Raw genomic sequence first — 15,060 nt, forward strand, 5'->3', positions numbered from 1 at the left:
TTTTTGGCACGCTGTTGAGTTCTCAAGGAACGGACGCTTCCTTCGTACTCACCCTCGCGGGTTTTCCTCCGGGCGCTTCCTTTGTTCTTCGTTTTATTCTTGCGTTTCCGACTCTATCAGACTCTTTCGTGTCCGATTCCCGGTCGAAGCGGGGTTCGCTTTCCAGTTCTTCGCTTTCGCGCTTTCCCTATTCCGGCGAGTCCGACTCTATCAGATCCTTTCGGGCCTGACTCCCGGTCAGCGGGATGTGCCGCTCGGGCTGTTGGGCCCTCGCGGCGAGTGAGACAGTAGCGGATTCCCTGCCCCCGAAGCCAATCGGCGGCTGCGTACTCGGACGCGGATTCCTCATTCGCAAATACGCATGAAAACAAGACGACACAATGCGTCGTTCGTTCGAATGTGTAGTGCGGAATGGCTGTCCGGGGACCGACCGGGGTCGGCGCTCACTTCGGACAACTCGAAGAACCTTACGGACCTGCCACAGGTGTGTCAACCCTGGCGGGCGGCGGCCCCGCCCCGCTAGCCTCTGTCCATGACTACGCACGCGCTCACGCTCAACCTTCGTTGGTGGGCCGCCTAACGGCGGCCGATCTGCACCAGAGCACGCATGCGCTCACGGCCGCCGCTTCGGCGGCCGTTTCTGTTTCTCCCCCCAGGGAGTGGCTCGGTCGCCCCACGCGGCGCCACCGACCGGTCGGCCGCACGGCCGACCGGACACTCACACGAGGAGACAGGACATGACGAGGATCTTCAGCGGGATCAAGCCGAGCGGGCACCTGACCCTGGGGAACTACCTGGGCGCCCTGCGGCAGTGGGTCGCGGTCGAAGGCGAGCCGGACGACGCGCTGTTCTGCGTGGTGGACCTGCACGCGCTGACCGTCGACCACGATCCCGCGCGCGTGCGGCGGCTCAGCAGGCAGGCGGCCACCCTGTTCCTCGCCGCCGGGTTGGACGAGCGCAGGTGCACGTTGTTCGTGCAGAGCCACGTGGACGAGCACACCCGGCTCTCGTACCTGCTGGAGTGCACCGCCACCGACGGTGAGCTGCGGCGGATGATCCAGTACAAGGAGAAGACGGCCAGGGCGCAGGCGGCCGGGGACGGGGTGCGGCTGTCGTTGCTGACGTATCCGGTGCTGATGGCCGCCGACATCCTGGCGTACGAGACGGCCGAGGTGCCGGTCGGTGAGGACCAGCGGCAGCACGTGGAGCTGGCCCGCGATCTGGCGGTCCGGTTCAACCAGCGGTACGGGCACACCTTCACCGTGCCCCGGGTGGTGCTGCCCACCGTGGCCGCGCGGGTCATGGACCTCCAGGACCCGACGTCCAAGATGGGGAAGTCGCACGAGAACGCGGCCGGGATCGTCTATCTGCTCGACGAGCCGGCGGTGATCACCAAGAAGGTGATGCGGGCGGTCACGGACAGCGGGGAGGGCGGGGTCGTCTACGACCGGGCCACCCGCCCGGGGGTGGCGAACCTGCTCGACGTCCTCGCCGCTTGTACGGGTGGCGAGCCGGGCGCGCTGGCCGCCACATACACCGGCTACGGGGCGCTCAAACGGGACGTCGCCGAGGCCGTGGTGGAGCTGCTGCGCCCGGTGCGGGAGCGCCACGCGGAGCTGGCGGCCGATCCCGGGGGCGTGGAGCGGGTGTTGCGGGCCGGGGCGGAGCGGGCCCAGGGGCTGGCGCGGCCGGTGGTGGACCGGGCGTACCGGGCCATCGGGTTGCTGGAGCCCTGAAGCGGAAACGGCGTACGGTCCCGCCCCGGGGCGGGACCGTACCGCTGTCAGCTGTTGCCGGAGGCCAGTTCGCGGCTGCGGTCGCGGGCGGCTTCCAGGGCGGCGATCAGGGCCGCGCGGACGCCGTGCTTCTCCAGCTCGACGATGGCGTTGATGGTCGTTCCGGCCGGGGAGGTGACGGCCTCGCGGAGTTTGACCGGGTGCTCGCCGCTGTCGCGGAGCATCACGGCCGCGCCGATGGCGGCCTGGACGATCAGGTCGTGGGCCTGGGCGCGGGGCAGGCCGAGGAGGATGCCGGCGTCCGTCATGGCTTCGACCAGGAAGTAGAAGTAGGCGGGGCCGGAGCCGGAGAGGGCGGTCGCGGCGTCCTGCTGGGACTCGGGGACGCGCAGGGTCTTGCCGACGCCGCCGAAGATCTCCTCGGTGTGGGCGAGGTGCGCGGCGGTGGCGTGGCTGCCGGCGGAGATGACGGACATGGCCTCGTCGACGAGGGCGGGGGTGTTCGTCATGACGCGGACGACGGGGGTGCCGGGGGCGAGCCGTTCCTCGAAGAAGGAGGTGGGGACTCCGGCGGCGCCGCTGATGACCAGCCGGTCGGCGGGGACGTGCGGGGCGAGCTCGTCGAGGAGCTTGCCCATGTCCTGCGGTTTGACGGTGAGGATGAGGGTGTCCGCGCGCTTCGCGGCCTCGGCGTTGCTGACGGCCTCGACGCCGTAGCGGTCGTGGAGTTCCGCGGCCCGTTCGGCCCGGCGGGCGGTGACGAGGAGCTTGCCGGCCGGCCAACCGCCGCGGATCATCCCGCTGAGCAGGGCCTCGCCGATCTTTCCGGTGCCGAGGACGGCGACTGTCTGGGTCATGTCCTCATCCTTGCATCCGGGCGGGGCGCCGGGCCCTGGTGTCCGCAGTGCGGTCAGGGGTGGGTCTACGGGGTGCGTCGGCGGAGGGTGGCCGCGCCGACGGCGAGGACCAGCAGGGCGCAGGCGGCGACGATGACGGCGTCGCGGACGAAGTCGGCGGTCATGTCGGTGTGGGTGAGGACCTGGGTCATGCCGTCGACGGCGTAGGACATGGGCAGCACGTCGGAGATGCCTTCGAGGACCGGGTGCATGGTGTCGCGTGCCGCGAAGAGGCCGCAGAGCAGCAGCTGGGGGAAGATCACCGCCGGCATGAACTGGACGGCCTGGAACTCGGAGGCGGCGAAGGCGGAGACGAACAGGCCGAGGGCGGTGCCGAGGAGCGCGTCGAGGAGGGCGACGAGCAGGAGCAGCCAGGGGGAGCCGACGATGTCGAGGCCGAGGAACCAGAGGGCCAGTCCGGTGGCGAGGAGCGACTGGACGACGGCGACGAGGCCGAACGCGAGGGCGTAGCCGGCGATGAGGTCGCCCTTGCCGAGGGGCATGGCCAGGAGGCGTTCGAGGGTGCCGGAGGTGCGCTCGCGGAGCGTGGCGATCGAGGTCACCAGGAACATGGTGATGAGGGGGAAGATCCCGAGGAGTGACGCTCCGATGGTGTCGAAGGTGCGGTCGTTCGCGTCGAAGACGAAGCGGAGCAGCGTCAGCATCAGTACGGGGACCAGCAGCATCAGGGCGACGGAGCGCGGGTCGTGGCGGAGCTGGCGCAGGACGCGGCCGGCGGTGGCGGTGGTGCGGGATGCGTTCATCGGGTCTGCTCCCGGGCTCGGGCGTCGGCCTCGTCTACGAGGTGCAGGAAGCCTTCTTCGACGGTGGCGCAGTGGGTGCGGGTGCGCAGGTCGTCGGGGGTGTCCTGGGCGAGGATGCGGCCCTCGCGCATCAGGAGCAGGTCGTGACAGCGCTCGGCCTCGTCCATGACGTGCGAGGAGACGAGGATCGTGGTGCCGCGGCCGGTGGTGAGGTCGTGGAAGAGGTTCCACAGGTCTCGGCGCAGGACGGGGTCGAGGCCGACGGTGGGTTCGTCGAGGACCAGCAGTTCGGGGGCGCCGAGGAGGGCGACGGCGAGGGAGACGCGGCTGCGCTGGCCTCCGGAGAGGTTGCCGGCGAGGGCGGTGGCGTGGCTGGTGAGGTCGACGTCGGTGATGGCGCGGGTGACGGCGGTGCGGCGGCGTTCGGCGGCCGCCCTGCCCGGGTCGAGGACGGCGGCGAAGTAGTCGAGGTTCTGTCGGACGGTGAGGTCGTCGTAGACGGAGGGCGCCTGGGTGACGTAGCCGATGCGGGAGCGGAGTTCGGGGTGACCGGCCGGGCGGCCGAGGACGTCGAGGGTGCCGGTGACGTGGGCCTGGGTGCCGACGACGGCCCGCATGAGGGTGGATTTGCCGCAGCCGGAGGGGCCGAGGAGGCCGGTGATGCGACCGCGCGGGACGTCGAAGGCGAGGTCGTCGAGGACGGTGCGGGGGCGGCGGCCGGTGCCGCGGCGCACGGTGAGGGCGTGGGCGTGGACGGCGGGGCCGGCCCCGTCGGGCGGTTTATTCATCATGTGATGAATAATGCTCCCGCCGGTGCCGGGGCGTCAACCGGCCGGGCGGGTGGCCGGTGGCGGACCGTGAGGGTAGGGGGGCGGGGGTTACTTCTTGCGCTTGGGTCGGCGGGCGGCCGGGTTGCCCGTACGGGTGCCGCGGCGGCGGGCGAATTCGGCGCGGGCCTGCTCGTACTCGGCGCGGGCGAGCTTCTCGCCCGGCGCTTCGGTCAGGCTGCGCAGGAAGTACGCGATGAGGGAGCCGATGAAACCGATGGCCTTGAGCCCCTTGAGGGCGGCCTCGTCGGAGGACGGCCTGGGGCGGCGGCTGAACGACTCCCAGGTCTTGACGAACGCGATGGCGCCGGCGATCGCGAAGAGGACCACGACGGAGATGCTCAGGAACGGGCCGACGTCGCCGATCTCCAGCCCCTCGTAGGCGAAGCGCAGCAGGTACGCGGCGGCGAAGGCGGAGACCAGGGACCCGACGGCGACCCCGGCGCGGCGCAGGGCGTAGCCGCCGTCGTGGTCGACCCAGGTGGTGCCGAAGAACCGGAGGCGTTCGGGGCGCGGTCCGGCGGCGGCCGGGGCCGGCTCGGCGGGGGCCGGCCCGGCGGGGGTCTGGTCTCGCTGGTCGTCGCTCACGCCGCCGATTATTCCAGCCGGAGACGCACCCGACGGGTGCGTCTCACCTGGCAGACCAGTGGGACCGCGGCAGCGGTCCGACGCGGCCCGTCAGCCGCAGCGGGTGGCGACGTACCCGTCGCTGCCCGTCTTCACGTACGCGTCCGACACGAATTCGCCGTTGCCGACGCAATCCCAGATGTCCGTGGTGCCGTAGGGGCCCGAGACCGTGGTGCCGTCGCACTGGCAGTGGATGGAGACGGAAGCGCCGAGCGGCAGGACGCGGGAGATCGAGTAGCCGGTACCCGGGCCGGTGCGGACGTTGACCTGGTAACCCGGAGCGACCGGGAACGTCGGGAAACCGGAGCCGGACAGACTCTGGATCTGGCTCGAATCGTTCTCAACGGACATGCGAAAACTCCCCCCGTGGGCGTTGCCCCGCGCAACGCGCGCGGGGCGGCAAGCCCTTGGATGGTCGCACGGGCCATCGACTAGGCTCCGGCGGGGGTGGTGAGTGGTGCATGCGCGGCGCGCGGACTACGCGGGCTTTCCCGAGTACGCCGGGCATTACCGGCTCGAATCCGTGCTCGGCTCCGGCGGTATGGGCGTCGTCCACCTGGCGACCTCCAGCTCGGGGCTGAAACTCGCCGTCAAGGTGGTGCACGCGCAGCACGCGGTGGACCCGGAGTTCCGGGCGCGTTTCCGGCAGGAGGTCGCGGCCGCGCGGCGGGTGAGCGGCGCCTTCACGGCGCCGGTGGTGGACGCGGACCCGGATGCCGAACGGCCGTGGATGGCCACCCTGTTCATCGACGCGCCGACGCTGTCGGAGCGGGTACGGGAACGTGTGCTGGACCCCGCCGAGTTGACGCGGCTCGCCGCTGGGCTGGCGGAGGCGCTGCGGGACATCCACCGGGCGGGCGTGGTGCACCGGGACCTCAAGCCCAGCAACGTGCTGATGGCCCCCGACGGGGTCCGGGTCATCGACTTCGGCATCTCGCGTCCCACCGACAGCGACCTGCGGACCGAGACGGGCAAGCTGATCGGGACGCCGCCGTTCATGGCGCCGGAGCAGTTCCAGCGACCGCGCGAGGTCGGCACGGCCGCCGACGTGTTCGCGCTGGGCGCGGTCCTGGTGCACGCGGCGACCGGGCGCGGCCCGTTCGACTCCGACAGCCACTACCTGGTCGCGTACCAGGTGGTGCACGGCGAGCCGGATCTCACGGGGTTGCCGGGGCCGCTCGTCCCGCTGGTCGCCCGCTGCCTGGCGAAGGACCCGGCCGAGCGGCCGACCGCCGACGCGCTGATCGCGCGGATGCGGGAGCTGGCCTACCCCACCGGCGAGGACACCCAGAGGTTCACCCCACAGCCGCGCCGGGTCGCCGGGGCCGCGGCCACGAAGCTCTCGGAGGCCGCCCAGTCCGCCGAGGTCGACACGCACCGGCGGGAGGCCGCTGCCGTCGAAGGTCACCCCGGCGGGGCGAACGGCAGGCGTCCGGCGCGCCGGCGGGTCCGTACGGCGTGGGCGGCCGGGGTCGTGGTGCTGCTCGCGGGCGGCGCCGTCGGCGGCTACCTCGGCTCCGCGACGGGCGAGGAGTCCCCGGGGTCGCTGACGCCGAAGCGGGCGCAGGCCGGGCCGGCGAAGGGCTTCGCGCCCTGGTCGGTGCCCCTGGGCGGCTCAGGCCCCGGAAAGCGGCTCGGGGCCTGCTCCTGGGGGGCCGCCGCGCTGTACTGCGCGGGGCAGGGGCTGGCGGCGGCCCGGCTGGACCCCGCGAACGGCTCCCTCGGCTGGACGGTGCCGGCTCAGGCTCCGCCCGGACCGGCCGCCGCCCGGGCGCCCCTGTACGCGGGCGGCCTCGTCATCGCGGCCGGGGCGGGCAGTGACGTACTCCAGGCCCTGGACCCGGCGACCGGCGCGCGGCGCTGGCAGCGGGAGCTGCCCGGCGGGTCCCAGGTGGTCGCGGAGGGAGGGTACGTCCTGACGGCGGGACCGGACGGGGACGTGACCCTGCTGGACGCGGCGACCGGCACGCGGAAGTGGGGCCGGCGGATCGGCGGGACGGGCTCGGTGTGGTGGTCCGGCCCGGACGCCTCGGGCCGGCCCGCGCTGTACGTGGCTACGCGCGACCCGGACGGCTCCAAGACGCAGGTGGCGGCGGTCGATCCGGGTGACGGGGCGGTGCGCTGGCAGCTCCGCACGGCCGGGCTCCTCCAGCCGGTCGCCACCGTGCAGGGCGGCGCGTACCTGCTGGCGAACGACGCGCAGGGCAAGACGGACGCCGTGGTCCGCGTGGACCTGGCGACGCGTGTGGTGCGGCGGGTCGGTCTGGCGGTCCCCCTGTACGAGGTGCAGGCGACGGCGGGCCCCGACGGCGTCGTGTACCTCGTGGGCTCGGCGGGCGGGCTGGCCGCGGTGGGGCCGGAGCGGGAGCGGTGGCGGTCGGAGACGGGCCTGGCGGTCGCGTCCCGGCCGGCGGTCGCCGGAGGGCGGGTCTACCTGACGGCGCCCGACGGGCGGCTGCTCGCGCTCGCGGCTTCGGACGGGCGGATGGTGGGACAGACCAAGCCGCGGATGGACGGCGGCCAGGGCACGTTCACCGCGTCCCTGCCCGCGCCCGTCGTCGCGGAGGACGCCGTGTACGCGTCCGCGCCCGACGGGTCGGTGTTCGCCGTGGACGCGGCGAACCCCGCCGGGTGGTGAGGACGCCGGCGGGGTTCGGGGGTGGAGCGGGGGCGGCCGGGGCTCAGCCCAGGCGGGACACGTCGCGGACCGCGCCCTTGTCGGCGCTGGTGGCCATCGCGGCGTAGGCGCGCAGCGCGGCGGAGACCTTTCGCTCGCGGTTCTTCGGGGCGTAGACGCCGCCCAGGGCGTCGCGGCGGGCGGCCAGTTCCTCGTCGGAGACCAGCAGCTCGATCGAGCGGTTCGGGATGTCGATGCGGATCCGGTCACCGTCCTCGACCAGGGCGATGGTGCCGCCCGAGGCGGCTTCCGGGGAGGCGTGGCCGATGGACAGGCCCGAAGTGCCGCCCGAGAAGCGGCCGTCCGTGACCAGGGCGCAGACCTTGCCGAGGCCGCGGCCCTTGAGGAAGGAGGTCGGGTAGAGCATCTCCTGCATGCCGGGGCCGCCGCGCGGGCCCTCGTAGCGGATGACGACGACGTCGCCCGCCTTGATCTCCTTGCGCAGGATCTTGTCGACGGCCTCGTCCTGCGATTCGCAGACCACGGCCGGGCCCTCGAAGGTCCAGATCGACTCGTCGACACCGGCCGTCTTGACCACACAGCCGTCGGTGGCGATGTTGCCGCGCAGGACGGCCAGTCCGCCGTCCTTGGAGTAGGCGTTTTGGACGGAGCGGATGCAGCCGCCCTCGGCGTCCAGGTCGAGGGTCTCCCACCGCTCGGACTGGGAGAAGGCGGTCGCGGAGCGCTTGCAGCCGGGGGCCGCGTGCCACAGCTCCATGGCCTCCTCGGACGCCGTGCCGGACCGGGCGTCCCACGTGGCCAGCCAGTCTTCGAGGTTCTCGGAGTGGACGCTGGTGACGTCCTTGTTGAGGAGGCCGCCGCGGTGCAGTTCGCCGAGGATGGCGGGGATGCCGCCGGCGCGGTGGATGTCCTCCATGTAGTACGTGCCGCCGGGCGCCACGTTCGGCGCGACCTTGGCGAGGCACGGGACGCGGCGCGAGACCTCGTCGATGTCGGTGAGGTCGTAGTCCAGGCCGGCCTCCTGGGCGGCGGCGAGGAGGTGCAGGATCGTGTTCGTGGAGCCGCCCATGGCGATGTCGAGGGCCATGGCGTTCTCGAACGCCTGGCGGCTCGCGATGGCGCGGGGCAGGACCGACGCGTCGTCCTGCTCGTAGTAGCGCTTGGTGATCTCCACGATCGTCCGGCCGGCGTTCTCGTACAGGGCGCGGCGGGCGGTGTGCGTGGCGAGGACGGAGCCGTTGCCGGGGAGGGCCAGACCGATGGCCTCCGCGAGGCAGTTCATCGAGTTGGCGGTGAACATGCCCGAACAGGAACCGCAGGTCGGGCAGGCGTTCTCCTCGATGCGCAGGACGTCCTCGTCCGAGACGTTCTCGTTGGAGGCGTCGACCATGGCGTCGATCAGGTCGAGCTTGCGGACGGTGCCGTCGACGAGCGTGGCCTGGCCGGCCTCCATGGGGCCGCCGGAGACGAACACGACCGGGATGTTGAGGCGCATGGCGGCCATCAACATGCCGGGGGTGATCTTGTCGCAGTTGGAGATGCAGATCAGGGCGTCCGCGCAGTGGGCCTCGACCATGTACTCGACGCTGTCCGCGATGAGGTCGCGGGAGGGCAGGGAGTACAGCATCCCGGCGTGGCCCATGGCGATGCCGTCGTCGACCGCGATCGTGTTGAACTCGCGCGGGACCGCGCCGGCGGCCAGGATGGCGTCGGAGACGATCCGACCGACGGGGGCCAGGTGGGTGTGGCCGGGGACGAACTCGGTGAAGGAGTTGGCCACCGCGATGATCGGCTTCCCGATGTCCGCGCTCGCTACGCCCGAGGCGCGCATCAGCGCGCGTGCGCCTGCCATGTTGCGGCCGTGGGTGACGGTGCGGGACCTCAGCTCGGGCATCGGGTTCACTCCCCATGAGTACGGTGGCGTTCGCACGCCGCCGCGACTGTGGATATGGCTCGGTTACGAGGCTACGCTCCTCGCCCGGGATACGGACAAGGCGTCCGGATGCCGGGACGGGCGGCTCAGTCCTCGGTCAGGTAGCGCTGCAGCGTAGGGGCTACGAGGGCCACGATGGACTCCGGATCGGCCGACGCGAGGGGCTCGACCCGGACCACGTAGCGCAGGATCGCGATGCCGATCATGTGGGAGGCGGCGAGTTCCGCGCGGAAGGTGGGGTCGGGCACGTTGAGGTCGGCCGCGACCCGCTCCAGGACTCGACGCAGGATCAGCCCGCGCAGCACCTTCGCCGCCGCCTCGTGGGTGAGCGCCGACCGGATGACGGCGAGCAGCGGCACGCGGGTGACGGGGTTCTCCCACACGCCGAGGAAGTAGCGGGCGAGCCGTTCGCCGATGCCCTCGGGGCCGCTGCCGATGATCTGCGGGACGACGAGGGCGGGCTCCAGGCTCAGCTCGATCGCGGCGGCGAAGAGGTCGTCCTTGCTGCCGAAGTAGTGGTGCACCAGCGCCGGGTCCACGCCGGCGGCCTTCGCGATGCCGCGCACGGACGTCTTGTCGTAGCCGCGCGCCGCGAACTCGGCGCGGGCGGCGACGCGGATGCGCTCCTGGGTGCCGGGGCCCTCGTCGGCTTCGTCCTGCCGGGGGCGGCCGGGGCCGCGGCGGGGGCGGGGTGCGGGTTCGGTCATGGGCGGCGGGCCGGCTTGGGCGCGTGGGCCGGGACGGCGGCGAGGTGGGCACGGGTGAAGGCGAGGGCCTCGGCGAGGTCCGCCTCGCGTTCGGCGGAGGACATCGCGCGGCGGGTGTTGACCTCGATCACCACGTGCCCGTCGAAGGAGGTGCGGGCGAGGCCGGCGAGCAGCTCGGCGCAGGGCTGGGTGCCGCGGCCGGGGACGAGGTGCTCGTCCTTGGCGGAGCCGTTGCCGTCGGCGAGGTGGATGTGGGCGAGGCGGTCGCCCATCCGGTCGACCATGGCGGCGGCGTCGGTGCGGGCGGTCGCGGTGTGCGAGAGGTCGACGGTGAAGTGGCGGTAGTCGTCCTTGGTGACGTCCCACTCGGGCGCGTACGCGAGCATCTCGCGGTCGCGGTAGCGCCAGGGGTACATGTTCTCGACGGCGAACCGGACGTCGGTCTCGTCGGCCATGCGCCAGATGCCGGTGACGAAGTCGCGGGCGTACTGGCGCTGCCAGCGGAACGGGGGGTGCACGACGACGGTGCTCGCGCCGAGCCGTTCGGCCGCCGCCCGGGCGCGGCGGAGCTTGGTCCAGGGGTCGGTGGACCACACGCGCTGCGTGATCAGGAGGCAGGGGGCGTGTATGGCGAGCACCGGGACGCCGTGCCGGTCGGAGAGGCGGCGCAGCGCGTCGATGTCCTGGCTGACCGGGTCCGTCCAGACCATCACCTCGACGCCGTCGTAGCCGAGGCGCGCGGCGATCTCGAAGGCGGTCGCCGTGGACTCCGGGTATACGGAGGCGGTGGAGAGGGCGACCTTGGGAGTCGGGGTCCGGAGTGGTTTTGCCACGGGGACAGGTTACCGATGCCGCTGCCCTGGCCGGGCGGGGCGGGGGTACGGGGGCGCGCCTCGGCCCGGCGGGCCGTGTCACGAGGGCTCTCCCCCGGTCCGGGGTCCGGGGAAGACCCGCGCCTCGCCTGCCCCCGGGGCCCGGCGGCCGGGTACGGGGCCGCGCCCCGGGGGCCCGGCGGCGAGCCGCGCCCATGCCGGGGCGGGACCCACATCGGCGAGGACCGGCCCGCCCGGGCGGGGGCACGGCCAACCCGGCTCCGCCGGGCCCCGGGCTCCGCCCGGACCCGCGCCTCAAACGCCGGCGGGGCTGAGATGGCCCCGGCGCGGACGGGGCCGCGCACGACACCGCTGCCGGGGCGCAGTCGCGAGGCCGACATCCGGCGCAGCGGGGGTGGAAGTGCCGCGCCGCAGGCGTGGGGGCGGGCTTCGCGCAGGCCGCGCCGGCAGGCCCGCCGGGTTCCGGTTCGTATCCGTGCGGCGGCCGGAGCCGTGCATGGCCCGCCCACCGCCGGGGGCTCAGGTCGGGAGGTGGTCCAAGCGGCGGAGGATGACGCCCTCTCGGAGGGCCCAGGGGCAGATTTCGAGTTCGTCCACGCCGAAGAGGTCCATCGCGCCCTCCGCCACCAGCGCCCCCGCCAGCAGCTGGTGCGCCCGGCCCTCCGAGACGCCCGGGAGGGCGGCCCGCTCGGCGGTGGTCATCGTCGCCAGGCGCGGGACCCACTCCTCCAGCGCCTTGCGCGTCAGGTCCCGCTGGACGTACAGGCCCTCCGCGGAACGGGCCGCGCCCGCGATCCGGGCCAGTTGCTTGAAGGTCTTCGACGTCGCCACCACGTGGTCCGGCGTCCCGAAGCGGCTGAACTCCCCGACGGTCCGGGCGATCTGCGCCCGCGCGTGGCGGCGCAGCGCCTTCACGTCGGCCGGCGCCGGCGGGTCGCCCGGGAGCCACGCCGAGGTGAGGCGGCCCGCGCCCAGCGGGAGGGACACCGCCGCGTCGGGTTCCTCGTCTATGCCGTACGCGATCTCCAGCGAGCCGCCGCCGATGTCCAGGACCAGCAGCTTGCCCGCCGACCAGCCGAACCAGCGCCGCACGGCGAGGAAGGTGAGCCGGGCCTCGTCGTCGCCGCTGAGGATGGGCAGGTCGATACCGGTCTCGGCGTTGACCCGGGCCAGTACCTCGTCCGCGTTCGTCGCCTCCCGCACCGCGCTCGTCGCGAACGGCAGCAGGTCCTCGCAGCCCTTGTCCTCGGCTGCCTGGACGGCGCCGCCGATCACCGACACCAGCCGCTCTATGCCCTCCGGCGTGACCGAGCCGCGCTCGTCCAGCAGCTCCGCGAGCCGCAGCTCCACCTTGTGGGAGTGCGCCGACAGCGGGCGCGCGCCGGGATGCGCGTCCACCACCAGCAGATGAACCGTGTTCGAACCCACGTCAAGGACACCGAGTCTCATAACCGGAAACGCTACTGGGCTCGTCGCGTAGGGGTGAGGTAAGGGGCGCTTAGGCTTGGGTTTGTGCCAAATACGAAGAAGGCCAACATGTCCAAGACCCCCAAGAAGCCGAAGGTCGTGGCCGACGAGAAGGGGATCGACTTCCCCCGGGCCTGGGTCGAGTTCCCCGACCCCGCAGACGACGAACAGGTCTTCCGCTGCGACCTGACCTGGCTGACCTCCCGCTGGACGTGCATCTTCGGCAGCGGCTGCCAGGGCATCCAGGCCGGTCGGGCGGCGGACGGCTGCTGCACGCTCGGCGCGCACTTCTCCGACGAGGACGACGAGAAGCGCGTCGCCGGGCACGTGGCACGCCTGACGCCGGAGCTGTGGCAGTTCCACGACGTCGGCAGCGAGTCGGGGTGGACGCAGCTGGACGACGACGGGGAGAAGCAGACGCGCCGCTGGGACGGCGCCTGCATCTTCCTGAACCGGCCCGGCTTCCCGGCCGGCGCGGGCTGCTCGCTGCACATCCTGGCGTTGAACAGCGGCCAGGAGCCGCTGGAGACCAAGCCCGACGTGTGCTGGCAGTTGCCGATCCGGCGTACGTACGACTGGATCGACCGGCCCGACGACACCCGGGTGCTCCAGGTGTCGATCGGCGAGTACGACCGGCGCGGCTGGGGCCCGGGCGGCCACGATCTGCACTGGTGGTGCACCTCGGCCACCTCCGCACACGGCGCCGGGCAGCCGGTGTACGTGTCCTACCGGCCCGAGCTGACGGAGCTGATGGGCGAGGCGGCGTACGCGGAGCTGGTGAAGCTGTGCGAGGCGCGGCTGGCGTCGCTGCTGCCGATGGCCCCGCACCCGGCGGACCCGCCCGCGGGCGGCTAGTGCCGTGACCGCGGTCCGGGTGGCCGTCCGGGTGGCCGTTACGTCGGCGAGCCCGAGGGGTCGGGGCCCGGGTCGGGGGAAACCGTTCCTTCGGGTGCCGTCGGCGTGGGCGTGGGACTCGGCGGCGTCGGGGTCGGTGTCGGATCCGGGCTGGGGGTGGGTGTCGGCGTGGGCGTGGGACTCGGCGGCGTCGGGGTGGGCGTCGGGTCCGGGGTCGCCGGCGGCGTGGGCGTCGGCGCCGGGCGACCGCGGCCCCGGATGGAGACCACCGCGCCGTCGGGGTCGATGCCGACCCGGGCCGTCCAGGCGCCCACCGGCTGGGCGTCGGTGTCGACGGTGATCCACAGGATGACCGATTCTCCCGGCGCCAAGGTGCCCGCGCTCCGGCTCGCCCGGAGCCACGGCGCGTCCGACCACAGACGCCAGTCCACCGGGGCGCCCCCGGAGGCGGTGAGGGTGAGCAGCGTGGCGCCGCCGCGGGTCTCGGCGCTGACGCCGATGTGGCTCGGGACGCCCGGACCACCGGGTTGCGGGGTGCCGGACGCGCCGGGGCTGATCACCTCGACGGAGACGTCCGGTACGTCCGCGCCCGGCGCGAAGCCGGGCTCGCCGGTGGTGTGCGCGGTGTTGCCGGCGTTCTCGTAGGCGGCGAGGGGGTGCCCGTCGACATGCGCGGGCGCGAGCTCCGATTCGCTGGCCGAGATCCGAGCGCCGCCCCCGACGGGTTCGCCGGTGTTGGGGGCACCCCGGTAGGCGGCCCACAGCGCGAGGACGGGCGCGGCGACCACGGTGGCGACCACGGTGGTGGTGACCGCCCGCGCCCGCAGCCGGTCGCGGCGGGCCGCGCGGTCCTTGGGGTCCATCGGGAAGCCGGTGCGGTCGAAGCGCGGGCCGGGCCCGCCCCGGCGGCGCCGGCCGGAGCGCAGCATCGCGGCGTGCACGGCGGTGCGAGGGGCGGGGACCAGGGGGAGGCCGGGGGTATGGACACCGCCGGAGCCGGGCCAGGGGGCCGCGGCGCCCACCCGCTCGGCGACCCGGCGGCAGCGCGGGCAGTCGTCGACGTGGCGGACGAGTTCGGCGCGCAGGGTGGTGGACAGCAGCACCTGGCCGTCGCCGGTGAGCCGGGAGACGGCCGGACAGTTGCCGGTCTCGACGACGGCGAGGGCGGCGCGGGTGCGTTCCACCTCGCAGGCGGCGCCGGTCAGCAGTTCCCGGGCGGTGGCGGCCTGGGTGCCGAGGACGGCGGCCAGTTCGGGCACGGCGAGGCGGTGGCGGACGGCGAGTTCGAGTGCCTCCCGCTGCTCGGGGGTGGTTCCGGCGGCTTCGGGCCACGCGAGGCGGGCCAGTTCGGTACGGCGGTAGGCGTTGACGTCCAAGGCCTCCGGCGCACGTTCTTCCTCGGTGTGCTCCGGCGTGCGCCGGGCGGAATGCGCCCCCTGTCGTGTGCGCCGTTCTTCGCCCAGCCGGGTGAGACAGCCCCAGCGGGCCAGGGCGTAGAGCCAGGCGCGCCGGTCCCCTTCGTCGGGGCACCGGCCGGGATACCGTTCGGCGACGGCGAGGACATCACCGAGCACGTCGGTGGCGGTGTCGTGGTCGCACAGCACCGACAGGCAGTAGGTGAACAGTCCGTCGAGGTAGGGCTCGTGCCGGAAGGGGGGCGGCTGCTCGCCCGCGGGGGCCGGTTCCGGTCCCCGGGACGGCGTGCGCCCCTGCGCCCGGTGTGCGCCGGTGCGCGCCGGGGGGTGTGGTTGGTTGCTGCTGTTCACTCGGCGACCGT

The 15,060-nt window shown here is 73.4% G+C and carries 13 protein-coding genes; 3 read left to right on the plus strand and 10 right to left on the minus strand.

Annotated elements, in window-relative coordinates:
- The first annotated feature begins 737 nt into the window (after window positions 1-737).
- Window positions 738-1,736, plus strand: a complete 999-nt coding sequence (gene trpS / locus ABZ934_RS25880) for a tryptophan--tRNA ligase (RefSeq protein ID WP_361317571.1) — start codon at window positions 738-740, stop codon at window positions 1,734-1,736.
- 47 nt (window positions 1,737-1,783) lie between these two features.
- Here trpS and proC read toward each other — a convergent pair whose 3' ends face one another.
- The 5 genes from proC to ABZ934_RS25905 form a co-directional block, all read right to left on the minus strand.
- The gene (proC, locus tag ABZ934_RS25885; protein ID WP_361317573.1) at window positions 1,784-2,593 is read right to left on the minus strand and encodes a pyrroline-5-carboxylate reductase; all 810 of its coding nucleotides are present in this window, start codon (window positions 2,591-2,593) and stop codon (window positions 1,784-1,786) included.
- A 65-nt stretch (window positions 2,594-2,658) separates the two neighbouring features.
- Window positions 2,659-3,396 carry an ABC transporter permease gene (locus ABZ934_RS25890; protein WP_361317575.1) on the minus strand — a complete coding sequence of 246 codons (738 nt, stop codon included), beginning with the start codon at window positions 3,394-3,396 and terminating at the stop codon, window positions 2,659-2,661.
- Complete coding sequence (locus tag ABZ934_RS25895) at window positions 3,393-4,187, minus strand: ABC transporter ATP-binding protein (RefSeq protein WP_361317577.1); 795 nt, start codon at window positions 4,185-4,187, stop codon at window positions 3,393-3,395. The genes ABZ934_RS25890 and ABZ934_RS25895 overlap by 4 nt, the downstream gene beginning before the upstream one ends.
- Window positions 4,188-4,274: 87 nt before the next feature.
- A complete protein-coding gene (locus tag ABZ934_RS25900; protein ID WP_361317580.1) occupies window positions 4,275-4,811 on the minus strand; it encodes a hypothetical protein in 537 nt (178 codons plus the stop codon).
- A 90-nt stretch (window positions 4,812-4,901) separates the two neighbouring features.
- Window positions 4,902-5,201: a peptidase gene (locus tag ABZ934_RS25905; RefSeq protein ID WP_361317582.1), complete on the minus strand. Its 300-nt coding sequence runs from the start codon at window positions 5,199-5,201 to the stop codon at window positions 4,902-4,904.
- A gap of 106 nt (window positions 5,202-5,307) precedes the next feature.
- Between ABZ934_RS25905 and ABZ934_RS25910 the strand changes: the two genes are divergently transcribed.
- The gene (locus ABZ934_RS25910) at window positions 5,308-7,488 is read left to right on the plus strand and encodes a serine/threonine-protein kinase (RefSeq protein WP_361317585.1); all 2,181 of its coding nucleotides are present in this window, start codon (window positions 5,308-5,310) and stop codon (window positions 7,486-7,488) included.
- 43 nt (window positions 7,489-7,531) lie between these two features.
- Here ABZ934_RS25910 and ilvD read toward each other — a convergent pair whose 3' ends face one another.
- The 4 genes from ilvD to ABZ934_RS25930 form a co-directional block, all read right to left on the minus strand.
- Window positions 7,532-9,382: a dihydroxy-acid dehydratase gene (ilvD, locus tag ABZ934_RS25915; RefSeq protein WP_361317588.1), complete on the minus strand. Its 1,851-nt coding sequence runs from the start codon at window positions 9,380-9,382 to the stop codon at window positions 7,532-7,534.
- Between the two features lie 125 nt (window positions 9,383-9,507).
- Entirely contained in the window at window positions 9,508-10,128 is a 621-nt protein-coding gene (locus ABZ934_RS25920) for a TetR family transcriptional regulator (RefSeq protein WP_361317590.1), read from the minus strand.
- A complete protein-coding gene (locus tag ABZ934_RS25925) occupies window positions 10,125-10,961 on the minus strand; it encodes a sugar phosphate isomerase/epimerase (RefSeq protein WP_361317593.1) in 837 nt (278 codons plus the stop codon). The genes ABZ934_RS25920 and ABZ934_RS25925 overlap by 4 nt, the downstream gene beginning before the upstream one ends.
- Before the next feature lie 519 nt (window positions 10,962-11,480).
- Window positions 11,481-12,410: a Ppx/GppA phosphatase family protein gene (locus ABZ934_RS25930; protein WP_361317595.1), complete on the minus strand. Its 930-nt coding sequence runs from the start codon at window positions 12,408-12,410 to the stop codon at window positions 11,481-11,483.
- Window positions 12,411-12,497: 87 nt separating this feature from the next.
- Between ABZ934_RS25930 and ABZ934_RS25935 the strand changes: the two genes are divergently transcribed.
- Entirely contained in the window at window positions 12,498-13,283 is a 786-nt protein-coding gene (locus ABZ934_RS25935) for a hypothetical protein (RefSeq protein ID WP_361317598.1), read from the plus strand.
- A 38-nt stretch (window positions 13,284-13,321) separates the two neighbouring features.
- On the opposite strand, the gene ABZ934_RS25940 is transcribed toward ABZ934_RS25935, so the two are convergent.
- Complete coding sequence (locus ABZ934_RS25940) at window positions 13,322-15,049, minus strand: hypothetical protein (protein ID WP_361317601.1); 1,728 nt, start codon at window positions 15,047-15,049, stop codon at window positions 13,322-13,324.
- Between the last annotated feature and the right edge of the window lie 11 nt (window positions 15,050-15,060).

The sequence above is a fragment of the Streptomyces sp. NPDC046557 genome, from assembly GCF_040645975.1.
Taxonomy (GTDB): Bacteria; Actinomycetota; Actinomycetes; order Streptomycetales; family Streptomycetaceae; genus Streptomyces.

Excerpts from the sequence above, each read along its gene's own strand:
- trpS (WP_361317571.1), top strand. The coding sequence starts at position 738 with ATGACGAGGATCTTCAGCGGGATCAAGCCGAGCGGGCACCTGACCCTG.
- proC (WP_361317573.1), bottom strand. The coding sequence starts at position 2,593 with ATGACCCAGACAGTCGCCGTCCTCGGCACCGGAAAGATCGGCGAGGCC.
- ABZ934_RS25890 (WP_361317575.1), bottom strand. The coding sequence starts at position 3,396 with ATGAACGCATCCCGCACCACCGCCACCGCCGGCCGCGTCCTGCGCCAG.
- ABZ934_RS25895 (WP_361317577.1), bottom strand. The coding sequence starts at position 4,187 with ATGATGAATAAACCGCCCGACGGGGCCGGCCCCGCCGTCCACGCCCAC.
- ABZ934_RS25905 (WP_361317582.1), bottom strand. The coding sequence starts at position 5,201 with ATGTCCGTTGAGAACGATTCGAGCCAGATCCAGAGTCTGTCCGGCTCC.
- ilvD (WP_361317588.1), bottom strand. The coding sequence starts at position 9,382 with ATGCCCGAGCTGAGGTCCCGCACCGTCACCCACGGCCGCAACATGGCA.
- ABZ934_RS25920 (WP_361317590.1), bottom strand. The coding sequence starts at position 10,128 with ATGACCGAACCCGCACCCCGCCCCCGCCGCGGCCCCGGCCGCCCCCGG.
- ABZ934_RS25930 (WP_361317595.1), bottom strand. The coding sequence starts at position 12,410 with ATGAGACTCGGTGTCCTTGACGTGGGTTCGAACACGGTTCATCTGCTG.
- ABZ934_RS25935 (WP_361317598.1), top strand. The coding sequence starts at position 12,498 with ATGTCCAAGACCCCCAAGAAGCCGAAGGTCGTGGCCGACGAGAAGGGG.